A 19407-nucleotide genomic window follows, 5' to 3' on the forward strand; every position below is an offset into this window, starting at 1 on the left:
TATTGACTATTTTTATTTTTATATTACGATAGTAGTAATGTTATGTATCCGCTTTCAAAATATGTAGTGGAAAGGTGGTTTTTAAAAATGAATCATACTCAATCACACAAGCTTACTGACATACTAAAATTTCTCGTTCCATCACTTATTGGTGTATTTCTTTTTATGATTCCTGTCCCTTATAAAAGTGAAATGACTATTCCTGTAGCCATTTTAGCGAAGTGGGTCGAAGGGAATTTTGTTTCTGTCATCCCAGCCATCTCTGTTTTATTTATGTTTATCGCAACGATTGGCACAATTATCACAAAAATAGCACAGCCTTCTTTTATAATGAATAGCTCGTTTCTTCGTCGACTATTTGATGTTAATGGTTTGTTTGTCGTTGCCCGTATCGTTGGTACAATTTTAGGGGCAATGACATTATGGAAAATTGGTCCAGAATGGGTATGGTCAGAAAATACAGGTGCTTTGTTGTTATATAGTTTAATTCCAATTTTGTTTTCTGTCTTTTTATTTGCAGGATTATTTTTGCCGTTACTTTTAGATTTCGGCTTACTCGAATTGTGTGGTGCACTTTTAACAAAAATTATGCGTCCCGTATTTAAATTACCTGGTCGTTCATCTATCGACTGTATCGCTTCTTGGTTAGGAGATGGAACAATTGGCGTGTTGTTAACGAATAAGCAATATGAAGACGGCTTTTATACGAAGCGAGAGGCAGCAGTGATCGGAACAACCTTCTCTGTCGTTTCAATTACATTTAGCATTGTCGTCATTACGTATATGAAGCTTGAACATATGTTTGGAGCGTACTATTTTACTATCGTCGTTGCCGGTCTCGTAGCAGCGATCATTATGCCGCGTATCCCGCCATTATCTAAAAAGCCAGATACGTATTATCATGAACATCACGTACCAGTCGATGAAACAGTACCAGCTGGGTACACACCTTTTCAATGGGGACTAAAACAAGCAACAGACGTTGCTAAGCGCAATAGCGATATGGGCAAACTGTTAAAAAACGGCATCCAAACAGTCATTGATATGTGGTTAGGTGTATTACCTGTCGTCATGGCGATTGGAACAGTTGCATTAATTATTGCCGAAACAACACCGGTGTTTGAATGGCTCGGTAAACCGTTTGTACCACTTTTGACACTCCTACAAGTACCAGAAGCATCAGCTGCTGCACAAACGATGGTTGTTGGCTTTGCAGACATGTTTTTACCTGCCATTATCGGTAGCGGCATTGAAAGTGAATTTACTCGCTTCGTTATTGCTTGCGTTTCCGTAACACAGCTGATTTATATGTCTGAAGTAGGTGGATTGCTGCTCGCATCTAAACTACCAATTACGTTTAAAGATTTAGTTGTTATTTTCTTGCTTCGCACACTCATTACATTGCCAATTATCGTTTTTATAGCGCATTTCATCTTTTAAAGTAAAAGGGCGATCGTCTCGCCCTTTTTTATTTTTCCCTCATTTGTCCAACCCAATAGCACGATTGTTTCATAATATACAGAGAGGTGACAATATATGTTTAAGAAACATATGGGAAAAACAATCGGTTTATTCATTAGTCAACTTGTATTATTTTCGGAAGCGATCGCTATGAGTGATACGATTGATGTAACACAATTACATGGAACGGAATTATATGTTGTCGTCGGTTTTTATGTATTCCAAACCATTGTAGGTATTTATTTTGGTAATCGTTATGATCGAAAAACTTGCGTCAAAGATTTAATATATCAGCTAAAAAGCAAAGACTTTGCTACAAGTACATTTGAAAAAATCGCAGCACTCGTTGATCGTGATCCGGATAGTCGGTTAACCATTTATTTACTCCGTACGAAACAAAATAGCCAACCACAACAAAAAGCAGCATTTGAACAACTTTTAGTCGAAGAAACACGAAAAAGTGACATCATCGCTAAATGGTCAAATGATGAATACTTGATCATTGCTGTCGAAAATGCTGTGAAACCGTCTACAATGATTGAACGAATCAAACAAAATAGCCCCGTATCTTTTCTTGTCGGTTATGCGACATATCCGGTCGAAGGAGAGCAATTGCAGCAGCTTTTACAAGTCGCAAAAGAGCGCATGTATGCTACACGGACGACAAAATAAGCGGTTCAACATATATAAAAAATAGTTTGTCCATTTCGACAAATTATGATAAGATGACGACAAAGGCATTTCACCACATTCCTCTTCATATTCCTCGCCAGAAATGCCATATACCCCTAAGATGAAAGGTAGGTGAATCAGGCGTGCAAGAACAACTTCTCCTTCAACTTGTTAACCTCGTTCAAAACTTAGCAGAAGACATGCAATGGATGAAACAAGAGATTCAGACAATGAAGCAAGAGATTCAGACAATGAAACAAGAAATTGGTGAATTAAAAGCAATCGTTCATAGACATGACGAAGATATTCGTTGGTTGAAAGAGCAAATGAAGGAAAATACAGCAATGATTAAAGCCATCCGAGACAACCAGCTAGAGCAACGTAGCATTCAAGATGCAATGCGCCATGAAATTGCTCACATCCGAGGAGAAATGGCCACAAAACAGGACATCGCTTACATTCACGAACGACTCGACTATCAGCTTGGTCGTATTGCACGCACAGAAGAAGAATTGCACATGTTAAAAAAGGCAAATTAACAAAAAAACGTCGTTCCTATCACGCGGAACGACGTTTTTTTGGCTAACTTCTCAACATATGAAACACTTGCTCGACATCTTTATCGCCACGCCCCGATAAGTTGACGATCATGATTTGATCAGAATTAAGCGTCGGAGCCAATTTCATTGCATATGCAACGGCATGAGCACTCTCTAAAGCCGGTATAATTCCTTCTGTTTTTGAAAGCGTTTGAAATGCTTCTAATACTTCCTCGTTCGTGACCGTATAATATTCCGCCCGACTTGATGTTTTTAAAAAACTATGTTCTGGTCCGATTCCCGGATAATCAAGTCCCGCGGCAATAGAATATGTTGGTTGTGGATTTCCTTCTTCATCAAGCAAGACGAGACATTTAAAACCATGAATGACCGCAGGAACGCCTTTTGTGAGCGTAGCGGCCCGCTCAGGTTCGACACCGATTAAGCGCACACTCGGTTCATCGATATAATGAGCAAAAGCACCAATGGCATTACTGCCACCACCTACACAAGCGATCACGACATCGGGCAAACGTCCTTCTTTCTCGATCATTTGCCGCTTACTTTCTTCACTAATAATAGACTGGAAATGCTTCACGATCGTCGGATACGGATGTGGTCCAACCGCTGAGCCAAGCAAATAAAATGTATGTTCATAGTTTTGGACATAGTCGTTTAACGCCTCATCAACTGCATCTTTCAATCTTCCTTGTCCCTTTGATACAGAAACGACTTTCGCCCCTAACAGCTCCATCCGAAAAACGTTTAATGCTTGCCGTCTCGTATCTTCTTCCCCCATATAAATCACACAATCCATCCCAAACATTGCACAAGCTGTCGCTGTCGCCACACCGTGCTGTCCTGCTCCTGTTTCAGCAATAATACGCTTAGCACCCATTCGTCTCGCTAATAAAATTTGCCCGATGACATTGTTAATTTTATGGGAACCGGTATGATTTAAATCTTCTCGTTTTAAATAAATTTTCGCTCCACCAAGTTTTTCAGTTAACCTTGAAGCAAACGTGAGCGGATTTTCTCGTCCGACGTACTCTTTTAAATAAAACGTAAATTCCTCATGAAATGTAGGATCGTCCTTGTATCTTAAAAACTGTGTCTCTAAATAGTCTAACACTTCCTGTAACGCCGGTGGTACAAAACTTCCACCAAATTCTCCGAAATACCCTCTTCTCTGCTCAACTACGCTCATCTTCTTTCCCCTCTCTATTTTCAAATTTACTACAAGCATACCTATCTTTTTATCAGAAGTCAATGAATATTCAGAATTTTATTCTTTCACTTTTTCTAAAAATGTTAACATATGCTGAATATATTCATCTTTATACATCGCAAAACTTTTCACATGTTTCGCTTTGTCGGTGAGCCAAAGTTCAAATACGTCTGGATGTTTGTTATACATTTTTACACTTTCTTCATGTGGGATGGACGGGTCAGCTTTGCTATGAATGAATAAAATGGGACGCGGCGCAATCGCATCGACCGCTTGAATCGGAACGGATTCCGCTGGATCTAAATCAGTAATCATCGGAATAAGGGTAATGATTAAGTACGTAAACGGCACGTTTGGTAAGTTCGTCCATACAGGCATATATGTCCGCAAATATCCTTCTAAATCGCTAAACGCACTGTCGGCAATAACCGCTTGCACATCTTCATCCATACTTGCGGCTAAAATCGACGTTGCTGCCCCCATGGACACTCCGTAAAGCACAATTGGTTCGGAATAATGTTTTTTCGCGTAATCGATAACACCGAGCAAATCGTATTTTTCTTTCGCGCCAATCGTTGTCATCTCCCCTTCCGATTCGCCGCTGGCACGAAAATCAAACATGATGACGCGATACCCTTCGTCCATTAGTGCTTTAGCAATTGGGAAAAACGGCACGTTTGGTTCATAGCGATTGCCGCCATAACCGTGCGAAAAAATAACGGTCATTTTCGCTTGTTTCGTCGGTTCTATGACCCAGCCTTTCAGCTTCAAACCTTCGTCTTTACTTGTAAATGTCACATCTTGATAAGCCATTCCGTAGTCTTTTGGTGTCTCAACAACCGCTTTTCGCTCTTTGTGCGTCAAATTCCAGCCGACATAAATCGAAATGGCAACGCAAGCTACAGCCACAAGCAACAAGACACTGATCAACGACGGAACGAGCCATTTTTTTGTATTTCGTTGCCTTTCCACCTGTATTTGCATCGTCCTCACCCCTCTCTTTTTTCCCATTATATCGCGAACGAAAACAACAATGAACAAAAATGTCTTTCGATGTGATACAATAAACAAAATGTCTTTCGCGAAAGGAATGAGACTGTTGGCTTTTACACATACATTTACGAAAGAAGAAGAAATCGTTCATGCAATTACGCATGGGATCGGTGCACTATTTAGTATCGCAGCGCTCGTCGTGCTTACCGTTTTTGCTTCACTGCACGGAAATGCGTGGCACATTGTCAGTTTTACGTTATTTGGAACCACGATGTTGATTTTGTATTTATCATCGACAATCGTGCACGCCTTGCCAGAAGGACGATGGAAACGGATATTCGAAATTTTCGACCACTCGGCCATTTACTTTTTTATTGCAGGCACGTATACACCGTTTTTATTTTTAGCAGTGAAAGGAGCAATCGGTTGGACGCTGTTTGGCATCGTCTGGGGGTTGGCACTCATCGGAACAGTATTTAAATGCTTTTTCGTCAATCGCTTTTTATACACTTCAACGATGATTTATGTTGTGATGGGCTGGTTAATTGTGTTTGCATGGCAACCGCTCGTTTCCGGTCTTTCCCGAGAAGGAGTTGTGTATTTAGTGAGCGGTGGCATTTTATATACGATCGGTGCGCTTTTTTACGTATGGCGAGGGTTTAAATTTCATCATGCCGTTTGGCATATGTTTGTGTTAGGAGGATCTGTCGCGCACTTTTTCGCGGTGTTTGTATTGCTATAAGGCAAGGAACCGACTTGGCTCCTTGCCTTTTTCTTTATACTTCGACTTCCCTCGTTTCATTCATTACTAAATCAAAATGACGAGCCGGTAACATCTCGTCATCGAATAAATCGCTTCCCCAAATATGCTGTAGGAAAAGGCGGGCGATGATTTGTTTTCGTTCGCTTTCTTGTGCTTCTTTTAACGCGACGGCGCTTACATACAAGTCGCAAAGGCGGTTGGCGATTTTTTTAGCGTGATACGTTTGCACGTCTTCTCGTTGTCCGTGCAGTTTTTGGAGCGACTGAACCAATTCACGCAGCCCGCTTTCGACCGGTTTGGCAAATGGGCGTATTTCGCTAGGAAGTGCAGCTAGTTGTTCACTTATTGTTTGAATAAATGTTTCATGAATATGATATTTGCGAATAAGACGCAACACTTCCAGTCCTAAAATGTTTGCTGTTCCTTCCCACACCGTCAACACTTGGGCATCTCGAAGCAAACGCGGCGCAACAAAATCCTCGATATAGCCGTTGCCACCGTGCATTTCAATCGCTTCATGGGCAAATGCAATCGCTTCTTCGGCTGTACGCATTTTTAAAAGCGCAATTAATAAGCGATTCCATGCTTTCTCTTGCTCAGACGCTTGATCTGGCGCACGCATCACACGGTCAAAAAAGGAAATTAACTCAAAGCAAGCGCTCGTTTGTACTTCTTGACGCGCCGTTAAGTTCGCTAGCGTTTCTTTCACCATCGGATACGATGTAAGTGTATGCCCAAATGCTTGTCGATTTAGCGCATATTGCTTCGCTTCTTCTAGCGCTCGCTTCATGATGCCAATCGAGGCGACGGCATTGCAGACACGCGATAAGTTGAGCGCTTCCATCATATAATAAAACCCTTTTTTCCCATCGCCAATTAAATAAGCTTTTGCCCCTTCAAATACGACTTCCGCTGACGGCACAGCACGAACGCCAAGTTTATCTTTGAGGCGGCGAATGTGAATGCCATTTAATGTGCCGTCATCATTACGCCACGGCACTAAAAATAAACTAAGTCCTTTCGTCCCCGGCTCGCTTCCGTCGATGCGGGCAAGCACTAAGGCTACACCACACATGCCAGCGTTGCTCGCAAAATATTTTTCTCCATAAATTTTATAGTGGTCGCCGCATAAAACGGCGCGCACTTCATTGGCGCCAACATCAGAACCACCTTGCCGTTCCGTTAAAAACGTCGCTCCTTCATACAACTCAACTTCTCCTGTCGAAATGACGTGCGGCAAATATTTCGCTTTGATTCGTTCGTCAGCAAAATGCTCTAACACGTATGCCGTTGCCATCGTGAGCGTCACCGGGCAATAAAAGCCTGGTTCGACTTGTGATAACAAATAGCCTTGGGCATAGGAATAAATATAGTTTCCAACGCGACCAAGCGCGGGGATTGGCTTATGAACATAGCCGACAATGCCTGTTTCATACGTTTCTTTCACCGTTTGCTTATATCCTTCGTTCACCCATATTTCAGAAATATCGTTGCCAAAACGGTCATATTTGATAAGCCGTGGCTGGCCTTCGCGGTCTGTATGTACCGCGCGTCGGTCGATATCGGTCATGCAACGTTGCCAAAACTTCTCTAACTCTTCTTCCGCATACGCAAAAAATTCTTCGTCTAAATATTTTTTTAAATTAGCAAGTAAGTTCGGATCAACTTCTTGTAGCCGTTTCATGATCGATCCCCCCTTAACACTTGTTTTAATATTTTCCCTGTCGCATTGCGCGGCAGTTCATGAATGGCTTCGTATAGTTTTGGAATTTTATAGTCTGCAAGTTTATCCGAAAGAAAACGTTTACATTCTTCCGCAAGCTGCTCAATTGGCTCTTTTGTTACAACAAACGCTTTCACCGTTTCACCCCATTCACGATGCGGCACACCAACAACCGCCACATCGACAATCGCTGGATGCAGTTTTAGCGCATCTTCCACTTCTTTTGGGCAAATGTTCACCCCGCCGGAAATGATCATATCTTTTTTTCTGTCAACGATCCAAATGTACCCATCTTCGTCACGGCGCGCTAAATCGCCTGTATATAGCCAGCCGTTTTTCACCGTTTCCGCTGTTTTTTCTTCGTCTTTATAATAGCCTTTCATAATGCCTTCTCCAGCTAAGACGACTTCACCGATTTCGCCAGGTGGAACTTCTTTGCCGTGTTCATCGACAATTTTCACTTCGCAATGAAGGGCAGCATCTTTGCCCACGCTCCCTGCCTTTGTCGCATGTTCTTCTGGCGATAAATACGTCCCGTTCGGACCGGCTTCCGTTAGTCCATACAAACACATGAGTCGATCGGTGCGAAACTGTTTGGCGACAAATTGCACTTCCTTTGCCGATAGCGGTGCGCCGCCATACGTCCAATATTGGACGGACGATAAATCGTATTCGTGAAGGCGTGGATGTTGTGCCGTGAGTAAATAAGCGACTGGTGCTCCGAAAAAGTGGGTAATTTCGTGTTTCGTAATCAGTTGTAGCAATGCTTCTGGGGAAAACGTTGCTGATAACACATGGGTGGCCCCGACGTACATGCCGCCGATAAAAAATAAATGAAGTGGTGCGGAATGGCTAAGCGGCATCATATGCAATAGGCGGCTATGTTTATCCATTTTCGTTTCGAGCGCCATCATCGTTGCGACAGCTAAAATATTGCGGTACGTGAACAAGACCCCTTTTGGGCGGCCTGTCGTTCCTGACGTGTATAAAATCGTTGCTTCGTCATCTTCGTTCAGCGGACAAACGATGGGGGACGTATAGCCGTTTGCAATGAGTTGCGTGAGCGAACGCCAACCGTCTGTCGCTTCCCCTGTTTTCACCCAAATGACGTCAACCGTATGCACAAGCGAGGCAAGTTCTTCATAAATCCAATCGTGCGCAATGACAGCTTTTGCTTCACTATGTTCGATAATATATTGCACTTCTTGGGCAGTTAGTCGCGCATGGACGGGCACGATAATCGCGCCAAGTCGCAAGACAGCAAAATATGCATATACAAACTCTTTCGTGTTCGGCATATACAATACGACTTTATCACCTTGTGTGATGCCTAGCGAAGCGAGCGAAGAGGCGAGACGATTAACTGTATCATCTACTTCTTGATAAGAAAACGATACATCGCCATCAATTATTGCTATTTTATTCGGAAACTTTCGCGCATTGCGCGCTAACAACTCAGAAATGTTCATTCGCTTCCCTCCAGTTTTTGTAATCGTTCACGAAAGTCCGTCAAAATCGACTCCATTTCTTGTTTTAACTGCATTAAATCCTCAATCCGTTCCGTCACCTCCTTTAACTTTTGCTCGCCATATGCGATTGTTTTTTCAAGCTGTTTTCGACCGGTGCGATCGTTATCAAACAAGCTAATCATTTCATGAATTTCATCTAATGAAAAACCGAACCGTTTCCCACGTAAAATAAGCTTTAAGACAGCGCGATCCTTTTTTGTATACAGCCGCTGGCCTGACTCATTGCGAATGGGTGAAATGAGCCCACGCTCTTCATAATAGCGAATCGTTCGTGTGCTAACATCAAACTGCTCTGCAAGTTGGGAGATCGTATAATAGTCCATCCTCTTCACCTTTATTTTTAATTTTCTGAATTTTATTTTAGTTTACGTTTACGTAAAAGTCAACGAAAAAAAGAGGCGCCTTTCACAAATGGCGCCTCTTGACTAGACATTTGAATGTTCCCATTGCTTTGCAAGTTCAACAAAGAAAGAAAGTGCTTCAGGGTTTGCCATTGAGCCGACGTTCACCGCTTTTTCGAGGGGGAAGCCTAATAAAATTTTACGAATAGGAATCTCCATTTTCTTTCCGTTTAACGTTTTTGGGATTTGGTCGACTTGGTAAATCGCATCCGGAATAAAGCGCGGCGATACGTGCGCTTTAATAGCTTCTTTCACTCGTTGTTTTAACGCATCGTCTAGCTCTACCCCTGGCTGAAGGACGACAAACAATGGCATAAACGATTTCCGCCCCATCACTTCTAAGTCAATGACTAAGCTGTCGAGAATTCCTTCAACCGTTTCAACAGCACGATAAATCTCGCTCGTGCCCATCCGCACGCCCGCACGGTTAATCGTCGAATCGGAACGGCCGTAAATGACGCAGCTTCCTTCGTCGTCAATTTTAATCCAGTCCCCATGTTTCCACACGCCTGGATACGTATCAAAATAGCTTTCGAGATAGCGGCGGTCGTTTTCGTCGTTCCAGAAAAAGAGCGGCATCGACGGCATCGGTTCCGTGATAACTAATTCCCCGACTTCGTTGATCAACGAATGGCCGTGTTCATCAAACGCCTGTACGTTAGCCCCAAGCGAACGACATTGCAGCATGCCGGCACGAACGGGTAGCATCGGCGACCCACCGACAAATGCGGTGCATACATCCGTTCCGCCACTGCATGAAACGAGCCAAACATCTTTCACATGTTCATATACCCAAAGAAACCCTTCGGTCGTCAGCGGCGATCCGGTCGACAGAACCGCTTGCAACGGAGAAAGATCGTAAGTGTCTTTCGGCTTGATGCCTTGTTTCATGCAGACGTTAATAAACGCTGCGCTTGTGCCAAAATGGGTGATTTTTGCTTTTTCGACAAGTTCCCATAACACGTTCGCATCTGGAAACGTCGGGCTTCCGTCGTAAAGCACGACTGTTGCCCCGACTAACAGCCCGCCAACTAAAAAGTTCCACATCATCCAACCAGTCGTCGTAAACCAAAAAAACGTGCTATCGCGTGTAAGATTACATTCAATGGATAAAATTTTTACATGCTCTAATAAAATGCCACCATGTCCTTGTACAATCGGTTTTGGCAATCCCGTCGTACCGGAAGAATATAAAATCCAAAGCGGATGAGCAAACGGCACTTGTTCATACACAAGTTCGCCTTCTTCTTGCAACATATCCGTCCATAATAAAACAGACTCGTCCCACGCTTTCACATCGTCACGCAAATACGGAACGACAATCGTCTTTTTTAACGATGGCAATTTTTCTTGTAATTCCTTAACAGTAGGCACTTTGTCGAACGTTTTTCCGTTATATTGGCAACCGTCCACCGCAAATAAAATGGTCGGTTCAATTTGTTGGAAGCGGTCGATGACGCTATTGGCGCCAAAATCTGGCGAACAACTAGACCAAATGGCGCCAATGCTCGCGCACGCCAAAAACGCAACGACTGTCTCGGGAATGTTCGGCATATAAGCAACAACGCGATCGCCTTGTTTTACGCCAAGTTTTTTTAGTGCCGAAGCGACCGCCGCCGTTTGTTGTTTTAACTCTTCCCACGTCACTTCACGCAGTGAAACGCGCTCAGAACGAAACAAAAGTGCTGGCTTCTTCTGCATGTTACGAAAAATATGTTCCGCATAGTTTAACCGTGCTCCTGGAAACCAGTTTGCTCTCGGCATTTTACGCTCCTCAAGGACGCACGTATAAGGCGCGGACGATTGAATCTCCCCATATTCCCACACCGTTTCCCAAAATTGCTCAAGTTTCTCGACTGACCATTTCCATAGCTCCGCATGCGACTCAAACGTCAACCCTTTATTCGCTTCTAACCAATTCATATACTTTTTTACACTTGATTGTTCGATTTGTTCTTTCGTTGGTGTCCATAAAACATCCCCATCCGTAACCGCTTTCATTTTCCAACCTCCCCTTTTTAAAAAGAAAGAAAATTAAGAACATTTTTATTATACTATATGTATAGATGAAAAAATATATAAAAAGACGCATGGCGTTTATTGCCACTGCGCCTTTTTATCCAAATACAATTTCTTGACGTTCATCGTCCCATTTCATTTCAACATATTTTTTTTCTTCATAAAACGTATACGTCCTTTTACCGAATTGCACAACAGTTCCTTCCCGTGCGTGTTCAATATAAATGATCTCCCCTTTTGGCACAGCCAATACGGTCTTAACACCGAGTGAAGATCCGACTTCTTTCACTTTCATTCCTTTTTGAGCATACGCTTCTCCACCGCGCACTACCCCATGAACTATCAATGTCCCACCCGCATAAATATTGCAATTGTAACATCCTTTTCCTGTCACAATTACATCACCACTTCCATGAATGACGCTATTCAAGGCATAAGAAAGCTCAATCGCATCATTCTCTTCACGGTCATATTGTCCGATAAACGTATTAAGTTCACGCAATAAATTTGCCATCCCTTCTAAACAATGAAAATGATTCGGACGATCCGCAAGCAAACAGCTGTCCAACTGTGAACCGATATCAAACCATTGTTCGCCGATTTGTTCCCGCTTTTGCTCACACATTGTTTTATACTGTTTCATCGCCTCCATCATTGTTTTAAATTTACTTTCCATCAACTTTTTCGTAATTGGATAAATATCTTGTTCACGAATTTTAGACATGACCATGAGTTGTTGAATAGCAACAATCATTCGCTCGAGTGAATGGCGAATTTGTTGTAATAAACCAACAAGCTGTGTAACAAGCATTTTATTTTCGCCTGATGTCACTGTACCGCCAATGACGTTTTGTTGAATAAAAATCGATTGTTGTGCACGAATTTTTGCTCGATTGACATTTTGTAAAATCATAATGCTACCAAGTGCCTCAACAACCATTTCTTCTTGAACACTTCCTGTAATTTCAACATCACCTTTAAAATGAATGTTTCCTATTGATAAATCCACATCCCCTTGATGAACGAGCTTTGGAATAATGGAAACGATAACCGTTTTTCCTTTTTTTGCAATTTGCGGTCGTCCCCCCTGTATAGCTAAAATGCGATTCTCATCCATTGTTACCCCTTTACCAAGTTTAATCGTTACCGGATGCACTTCTTTCACAGGAATGACTTCGTTTGTCACTGTTAACCCTGGTTTCCCTTGTTGCGGTGGATGAACAACAGCAATTAAATCTCCTTCACCGACAGTCGCAATCGTTTCTATCTCCCTGTAATCAACCGTCCCGTCTTCACGAACTTTTGGCTTTTTTTTTCCCTCCCCTACTTTCACTTCCACCCAACCGTCTTTTCCTTCGATTGGTTCAATTCCTTTTGCGATCACAGCCGTTATTTTTTTCTCTGCCTGCAACGCCTCTCGAATAGCTTCTTCATTCACACCATACACAATGCCTAATTCTTGGAGTTTCGCCACCACTTCCTCATATGATACATCGTAGATGAGTTCTGTGTCCATTTTCGCTTGTATATGTAATTTGCTAGCTGGTTGCTGATCTTCAAGTACATATCGGCGCCTTACACCTGGCGCAAACGTCAACGTTGCCTCTAGCTTTTTAGCATCTATGTGAATTTTCCAAACAGATTGTGCGACGCTTTCTTCTTTTGGATAAATGCGAACGTCGTCTCCTTCTTGTAGCGTTATACTTCCTTCGATGGCTTTTCCGTTATGTAAACAGATGACTCCTTCACCAACAATAATCGTTGGACCTACATGCACACATTCATAATGTAAAACACCGTCTTTTATCCACGCTTTACCTTCTATTTTTTGGATAACTGATTCGGTTTGTTGTTTTTTTGTTAATCGGACAATAGCAGGTTGCGAAACGATACCAAACAACTTTTTACGCTCTTGTTGCACGATTTCGATGACAACATCTTCGCGCGTGACTTGAAGTTGTTTTAGCCCTTCTTCAATCGCTTCTTCTACCGTTTGTCCTTTTACTTCGATGCCATCCATTTTTTCCCCACCTTTTCCCTTATCATTTCCTATTATTTTTATTATAATAGTAAAAAGATAAAAGAAATAGTGAAAAAAGTCGGACAAAACGATGATTGTTGAAAAGGATGGTTCCATATGAGAAAACGATTTATGTTTAGTTCCATACTTTCCGTCAGTTTATTGTTCAGTGGTTGTGCACAAAAGGAAAATGATCATGTCGCTGAACATCAGACAGGCGATATTCGAGAAGAAACGGCCTCAGTTCATGAACTTCCGTCGTTTTTAGCATCTTACAATGAGTCGATGGCCCATTTATACGAACAAGTAGCAGCACGTCGAGCATTGTTAGAAAACATTCCTTGTTATTGCGGTTGTGGCGAATCGGCAGGCCATGAAAATAATTATGATTGTTTTGTATATGAAAACAAAAGCAACGGTGCAATCGTCTGGGACGATCATGCGACAAAATGTGGCGTTTGTTTAGAAATCGCATCCATTTCAATCGAACAATATGAAAAAGGAATGTCAATCAAAGATATTCGACATTTCATTGATGAAACATATAAAGAGGGATATGCGAAACCAACACCAACACCAACAAAACCAATGTAAAAAACCGAGCCAACCGCTCGGTTTTCATCTTTTCGTTAATTGCCACGCTCGTTTAAGGTCTTTCCATGAAGACGCTTGATTGTACATCAGCACACCGCCACGGTATATTTTTGATCCGAACACGAATAAAAAGGCAATGGTTCCAACGAGCAAAATGAGACTAAGGACAATTTCCCAAATTGGAACATTTAACATTCCAATTCTTAAAAACATAATCATCGGAGTAAAAAACGGGACAAAAGACATTACAGTAATAAACGGAGATTCTGGTACATTCAAACCAAACATCGCCATAATAAACGCGGCAACAACGAGCATCGTCACAGGACCGGCCATTTGTTGCACTTCTTCTACTCGGCTAACAATCGAGCCGAGCACAGCAAATAACATCGCATATAACAAATAACCGAGCAAGAAAAAGATCATTCCGTATACAAGTAAAGAAAGCGGTAGTTTTTCCATTCCAAGTAACTGACTTAACATATCGCTATTTTGCAGCGATGTATAACCGACAGTGAAAATCACAACAAACTGCGTCAAACTCAACAAAGCAATCCCTAAAATTTTCCCGAATAATTGTTGAACGGGTGAAATGCTTGAAATTAAAATTTCCATAATGCGTGATGACTTTTCTGTTGCTACTTCCATCATAATCATACTTCCGTACATTAACACGAACATATACATCGCAAACAGCAAAACGTACACGATCGTTCTAGCTTGATCTAATTGTTCTTCTGTTTTTGCGTGTTTTTCAAGCGCCACTTTCTCTATCGTAATTGGCGCATACAGCGCATTGATTTGGTCATATGTTAACCCGATTTGTTTCGCCATCATCACAATTTTTACTTGTTGTAGTGCTTGCTCCATTTCATGCGTGACATCACTATCTGCAATATTTTTTGCATAATATGCCACTTTTAGTTGTCCGTTCTGTACATGAAGTACAATATACGCATACCACTTTTCTGCTTGAACATATTTTTTCGCTTGTTCTTCATTTTCATTGTGGCGAACAAGTTTTATTTCTTTATTTGACTGCATTTGTGCTTGCAATGCTTCATACCATCCGTTCGTTTGATCGATCACACCAATTGTTTTTTGACCATTATCGCTAAACGCTTCAATGATGCGATCTAACTGACCAATACCAAATATAATGAGAGCAGTAATCATGGTTGAAATGAAAAAAGACTTTGATTTTAATTTCGTCATATACGTATGAGCAAAAACAATCCAAAATTTATTGTTCATACGCCGCACCTACTTTCTCAATAAAAATGTCGTTAAGCGACGGTTCTTCTAACGAAAACGTACGAATGAATCCTTTTGCATAAATGTGTTCAAGAATGTGCTGTGATACGTGTTCATCAGCTATTTGCAAACGAACTCCTTCAACCGTTTTCTCCATTTTCAATACGCCTGGAATTTTCCCTAACGTTTCAAACGGTAACTCTCCATGAATGATCACATTTTTTTTACCGAAAGATCTCTTTAACTCTTTTATTGATCCATGCACAATCGGTTTTCCTTTATGCATAATGCATATATGTTCACATAGTTGTTCGACATGTTCCATCCGATGACTGGAAAAGACAATGGTTGTTCCTTTTTGCTGTAAGTCAATCACTGCTTCTTTTAACATTTCTACATTTACTGGATCTAATCCGCTAAACGGTTCGTCTAAAATAAGCAGTGACGGACGATGTAACACCGCTGCGATAAATTGAATTTTTTGTTGATTGCCCTTTGATAATTGTTCTACTTTTTGATGTTCGTATTGTGGTATTTTAAAACGCTCAAGCCAATGACGCATTTCTTTTACAATGTCTTCTTTATGTAACCCTCGCAATCTTCCTAAATAAATGAGTTGTTCTCTTACTTTTAACTTTGGGTACAATCCTCTTTCTTCCGGCAGATATCCAATGAGATGGCTATGCTTATATGTGATGCGTTCACCGTTCCATGTAATCTCCCCTTTCGTCGGCTCAAGCAACCCTAAAATCATTCGAAATGTTGTCGTTTTTCCTGCTCCATTCGCTCCAAGAAACCCAAACATACGCTGTTCTGGAATAGATAATGTTACGTCATCCACTGCTACAAACGAACCAAACTGTTTTGTCACATGTTGTAAAACTAAACCCATGTTTCTCACTCCTCCTTTATTTCATTATAACGTATAAACCTAGGTAAAAGTTTCATATATTTACTTTTTATGTTCAAAAAATGATGAGAAACATACTTCTTTCTTGTCCTTCATTCATTTATAATGAAAAATAAAGAGGAGGTGAATCAAAGTGGAGAAAGAAACAATGGTAAAAGAAATTGTGAAAGCGCTCGAACTATTTTCAGACAAAATTCATGCTGAAATGCAAGAGATGGGCAATCAACTCCGGATGGAAATGCAGGAGATGGGTAACCAACTCCGAGCGGAAATGCAGGAAATGGGCAACCAGCTCCGGACAGAAATGCAAGAAATGGGCAACCAGCTCCGGACGGAAATGCAGGAAATGGGCAACCAGCTCCGGACCGAAATACAAGAAATGGGCAATCAGCTCCGGACGGAAATGTATGCGGTGGAAAGCAAATTAGAAGCAAAAATTGATGAATTGAAGCAAGAGACGAACGAACAATTTAAACAACTCAACGAAAAAATCGATCACTTACGAGACGAGCTATCAGATACACAAGAAACCGTTGATCTGCTTTCTTCCAAAACACTCCAACACGAGCGAAAACTTCGTCTTTTATCCAAACAGTCGTAAAATCCGTTGACATCTTCGCTTTTTTGTTTCATAATTCTAAAAAATATAATAAGCGAAAAAGGCACGGGACAAGTAAACCGATGGAATGTGCAAGAGAGTGGAACTCATAGGCTGGAAGGTTCCTCACAGGAAGTCGGTTGAACCTACCCTACATGGCCGCTTATGCAAACATAAGTCGTCTCCCCGCGTTACGGGGCAAGAGGTGGGCGCTTTGCGCCAAAAAAGGTGGTACCGCGGAAACAACGCTTTTCCGTCCTTTTCTATATAAGGGCGGAGAAGCGTTTTTATTTTAAGAAAGGAGAGAAATCGTGAAAAAGAAGCGAATTGTCGTTAAAATCGGGAGTAGCTCATTAGCAGAAAAAAACGGGACACTCTCAGAACAAAAACTACGCGGACATGTCGAAGCGCTTGCGTATATGAAACAACTCGGACATGATGTCATTCTCATTTCCTCTGGCGCGGTCGCCGCTGGGTTTGGGTTGCTTGGGTATCGTTCGCGGCCGAAAACGATTGCTGGAAAACAAGCAGCCGCCTCAGTCGGTCAAGGGGTGCTTATGCAAAGCTACATTTCAGCCTTTCGTTCATTTGGCATCGTCACTGGACAATTGTTGTTAACGCGCGCCGATTTTTACGACCGCGAGCGATTTCGTAACTTATTTGCGACGATTTCTACACTGTTAGAACGAGGCGTGCTTCCGATTATTAACGAAAACGACTCTGTTTCCGTTGAAGAGTTGACGTTTGGGGATAACGATTTATTGTCGGCGCTTGTCAGTGGATTTTTACATGCAGATGCCCTCGTCATTTTAACAGACATTAACGGGTTATACGACCAAAATCCAAAACATCCTGAAGCAAAAAAATATCATTTTCTATCAGAAATCACCGACGAACTCATTTCCCAAGCAGGTGGAAGCGGCTCAACGGTTGGAACTGGGGGAATGAAATCAAAACTTCTTGCGGCGCAAAAGGCTCTTTCTTTCGGTGTTAGCGTTTTTATCGGCACAGGGGCTGGCAAAGAAAAATTGCAACATATTTTAGAAGGAAAAGGCGACGGGACGTATATCGGCTCCCCTTTTCAAGAACATATGCAAATGCGTAAACAATGGATCGCGTACCATTCCGAAGTCGCAGGAGCAATTGAAATTGATGAAGGAGCAGAAACAGCCCTTTTGCATAAAGGAAAAAGTTTATTACCAGCCGGTGTAACAAACGTATTTGGCTCATTTCAAGCGCTTGATGTCGTCAATGTCGTCAATCAAAAAGGCGATGTAATTGCTAGAGGGCAAGTATATTATGCGGCGGGCGATTTAGCGAAAGTAAAAGGTCTTTCAAGCGAGGAAGCGAAACGATATTCTTTCCACCATCGCCCAGAAGTTATTCATCGCGACAACTTAGTATGCTTCAAAAAGACATCTGTCTGCTAAAAACGAAAGGAGCGAAAACGAATGAGTGAATTAATCATCAAAGCGAAAAAATTAAAGCAATCGGCCAGTCAATTAGCAATGTTATCAACAGAAGAAAAAAACAACGCGCTCGCGATGATTGCAGAAGCGTTAATTGCACAAACGGGGTACATTTTACAAGAAAACGAAAAAGACATGGCAATCGGAAAAGAAAACGGGCTCTCTCCTTCCTTGCTTGATCGGCTGCAACTCACGGAAGAACGCATTCAGCAAATCGCTGATGGTGTCCGCCAAGTCGTTGATCTGCCAGATCCGGTTGGGGAAACAATTGAACAATGGACGCGACCAAATGGGCTCATCTTAAAACAAATTCGTGTACCATTTGGCGTCGTTGGGATGGTGTACGAAGCGCGGCCAAACGTCACCGTCGATGCGGCTAGCCTTTGTTTAAAAACGGGAAATGCCGTCTTGTTGCGGGGCAGTTCTTCCGCCATTCACTCAAATAAAGCACTTGTTTCCGTGATGCAACAAGCATTAAAACAGTCGAAAATTCCGACAGACGCCATTCAACTGTTAGAAGATACAAGCCGTGAAACCGCTCAACAAATGTTTCGTCTAAAAGAATATGTAGATGTCCTCATTCCACGTGGCGGTGCAGGACTTATTCAGTCAGTCGTCGAAAACGCAACGATTCCTGTATTAGAAACAGGTGTCGGTAATTGCCATATTTTTATCGACGATTCCGCGGAAAAAGAAATGGCGATCGATATCGTCATCAATGCGAAACTGCAACGTCCATCTGTCTGCAATGCAGTCGAAACGGTGATTGTTCATAAACAATGGCCGTATATAAAAGAATTGCTTGAAACGTTGCACGAAAAAGGAGTCGAATTGCGTGCGGACAAACAACTTGCCGATACATATCCGTTTGTCCGTGAGGCAAAAGAAGAAGATTGGGCAACCGAATTTCTAGCACCCATTTTGGCGGTGAAGCTCGTTGAAGCGGTGGACGAAGCGATTGAACACATCGAACGATACGGAACGAAACATTCTGAAGCGATTATTTCCGAATGCAACGAACATGTAGAACAATTTTTTGCTCGCGTCGATGCCGCTGTATTGTACCATAACGCCTCCACTCGCTTTACCGACGGCGAACAGTTCGGATACGGCGCCGAAATCGGCATTAGCACGCAAAAACTGCACGCCCGTGGACCGATGGGCTTACGCGCCATCACAACAACGAAAACGCTCGTGTATGGGAGTGGACAAGTGCGAAAATAACAACCAGCCT

17 protein-coding genes are annotated in these 19407 nt (G+C 42.1%); 8 read left to right on the top strand and 9 right to left on the bottom strand.

The genetic code is table 11. The features are described from left to right. Positions 1 to 87: 87 nt before the first annotated feature. The 3 genes from K1I43_RS09865 (at position 88) to K1I43_RS09875 (ending at position 2672) form a co-directional block, all read left to right on the top strand. Positions 88 to 1440, top strand: a complete 1353-nt coding sequence (locus K1I43_RS09865) for a YjiH family protein (RefSeq protein ID WP_009361376.1) — start codon at positions 88 to 90, stop codon at positions 1438 to 1440. Between the two features lie 96 nt (positions 1441 to 1536). Further along, positions 1537 to 2133, top strand: a complete 597-nt coding sequence (locus K1I43_RS09870) for a nucleotidyl cyclase domain-containing protein (protein WP_019417770.1) — start codon at positions 1537 to 1539, stop codon at positions 2131 to 2133. A 143-nt stretch (positions 2134 to 2276) separates the two neighbouring features. Beyond that, on the top strand, positions 2277 to 2672 hold the full coding sequence (locus K1I43_RS09875; RefSeq protein WP_009361378.1) for a hypothetical protein: 396 nt from the start codon (positions 2277 to 2279) through the stop codon (positions 2670 to 2672). 43 nt (positions 2673 to 2715) lie between these two features. On the opposite strand, the gene trpB is transcribed toward K1I43_RS09875, so the two are convergent. Both trpB and K1I43_RS09885 read right to left on the bottom strand, forming a co-directional pair. Next, positions 2716 to 3879, bottom strand: a complete 1164-nt coding sequence (gene trpB / locus K1I43_RS09880; protein WP_019417772.1) for a tryptophan synthase subunit beta — start codon at positions 3877 to 3879, stop codon at positions 2716 to 2718. A gap of 78 nt (positions 3880 to 3957) precedes the next feature. Further along, entirely contained in the window at positions 3958 to 4884 is a 927-nt protein-coding gene (locus tag K1I43_RS09885; protein ID WP_026011694.1) for an alpha/beta hydrolase, read from the bottom strand. Between the two features lie 115 nt (positions 4885 to 4999). On the opposite strand from K1I43_RS09885, the gene trhA reads away from it, so the two are divergent. Then, a complete protein-coding gene (gene trhA / locus K1I43_RS09890) occupies positions 5000 to 5635 on the top strand; it encodes a PAQR family membrane homeostasis protein TrhA (RefSeq protein ID WP_026011695.1) in 636 nt (211 codons plus the stop codon). Positions 5636 to 5669: 34 nt separating this feature from the next. Here trhA and K1I43_RS09895 read toward each other — a convergent pair whose 3' ends face one another. The 5 genes from K1I43_RS09895 to K1I43_RS09915 all read right to left on the bottom strand — a co-directional run bounded on the left by K1I43_RS09895 (position 5670) and on the right by K1I43_RS09915 (position 13348). Further along, positions 5670 to 7340: an acyl-CoA dehydrogenase family protein gene (locus tag K1I43_RS09895; protein ID WP_019417775.1), complete on the bottom strand. Its 1671-nt coding sequence runs from the start codon at positions 7338 to 7340 to the stop codon at positions 5670 to 5672. Next, the gene (locus K1I43_RS09900) at positions 7337 to 8848 is read right to left on the bottom strand and encodes a class I adenylate-forming enzyme family protein (protein ID WP_026011696.1); all 1512 of its coding nucleotides are present in this window, start codon (positions 8846 to 8848) and stop codon (positions 7337 to 7339) included. Before K1I43_RS09900 ends, K1I43_RS09895 begins: the two co-directional genes overlap by 4 nt. Beyond that, positions 8845 to 9231, bottom strand: coding sequence for a MerR family transcriptional regulator (locus K1I43_RS09905; protein WP_009361384.1), 387 nt, complete (start codon positions 9229 to 9231; stop codon positions 8845 to 8847). Before K1I43_RS09905 ends, K1I43_RS09900 begins: the two co-directional genes overlap by 4 nt. A gap of 102 nt (positions 9232 to 9333) precedes the next feature. Then, a complete protein-coding gene (locus K1I43_RS09910; protein WP_019417777.1) occupies positions 9334 to 11310 on the bottom strand; it encodes an acetoacetate--CoA ligase in 1977 nt (658 codons plus the stop codon). Between the two features lie 115 nt (positions 11311 to 11425). Next, positions 11426 to 13348: a FapA family protein gene (locus tag K1I43_RS09915; protein WP_019417778.1), complete on the bottom strand. Its 1923-nt coding sequence runs from the start codon at positions 13346 to 13348 to the stop codon at positions 11426 to 11428. A 117-nt stretch (positions 13349 to 13465) separates the two neighbouring features. On the opposite strand from K1I43_RS09915, the gene K1I43_RS09920 reads away from it, so the two are divergent. Further along, positions 13466 to 13942: a PCYCGC domain-containing protein gene (locus K1I43_RS09920; protein ID WP_019417779.1), complete on the top strand. Its 477-nt coding sequence runs from the start codon at positions 13466 to 13468 to the stop codon at positions 13940 to 13942. Between the two features lie 24 nt (positions 13943 to 13966). On the opposite strand, the gene K1I43_RS09925 is transcribed toward K1I43_RS09920, so the two are convergent. Both K1I43_RS09925 and K1I43_RS09930 read right to left on the bottom strand, forming a co-directional pair. Continuing rightward, positions 13967 to 15196 carry an ABC transporter permease gene (locus tag K1I43_RS09925; RefSeq protein WP_220382659.1) on the bottom strand — a complete coding sequence of 410 codons (1230 nt, stop codon included), beginning with the start codon at positions 15194 to 15196 and terminating at the stop codon, positions 13967 to 13969. Next, on the bottom strand, positions 15186 to 16088 hold the full coding sequence (locus K1I43_RS09930) for an ABC transporter ATP-binding protein (RefSeq protein ID WP_136260210.1): 903 nt from the start codon (positions 16086 to 16088) through the stop codon (positions 15186 to 15188). Before K1I43_RS09930 ends, K1I43_RS09925 begins: the two co-directional genes overlap by 11 nt. Positions 16089 to 16239: 151 nt before the next feature. On the opposite strand from K1I43_RS09930, the gene K1I43_RS09935 reads away from it, so the two are divergent. From K1I43_RS09935 to K1I43_RS09945, 3 genes are all read left to right on the top strand, one after another. Then, positions 16240 to 16707 (top strand): DUF1640 domain-containing protein, encoded by a 468-nt coding sequence (locus K1I43_RS09935; RefSeq protein WP_136260211.1) that lies wholly within the window; start codon positions 16240 to 16242, stop codon positions 16705 to 16707. Positions 16708 to 17015: 308 nt separating this feature from the next. Continuing rightward, a complete protein-coding gene (gene proB, locus K1I43_RS09940) occupies positions 17016 to 18134 on the top strand; it encodes a glutamate 5-kinase (RefSeq protein ID WP_019417783.1) in 1119 nt (372 codons plus the stop codon). Between the two features lie 21 nt (positions 18135 to 18155). Next, positions 18156 to 19397, top strand: coding sequence for a glutamate-5-semialdehyde dehydrogenase (locus K1I43_RS09945; protein WP_019417784.1), 1242 nt, complete (start codon positions 18156 to 18158; stop codon positions 19395 to 19397). The last annotated feature ends 10 nt before the right edge of the window (positions 19398 to 19407 follow it).

The sequence above is a fragment of the Anoxybacillus sp. ST70 genome, from assembly GCF_019553625.1.
GTDB classification, from domain to species: domain Bacteria; phylum Bacillota; class Bacilli; order Bacillales; family Anoxybacillaceae; genus Anoxybacillus; species Anoxybacillus gonensis.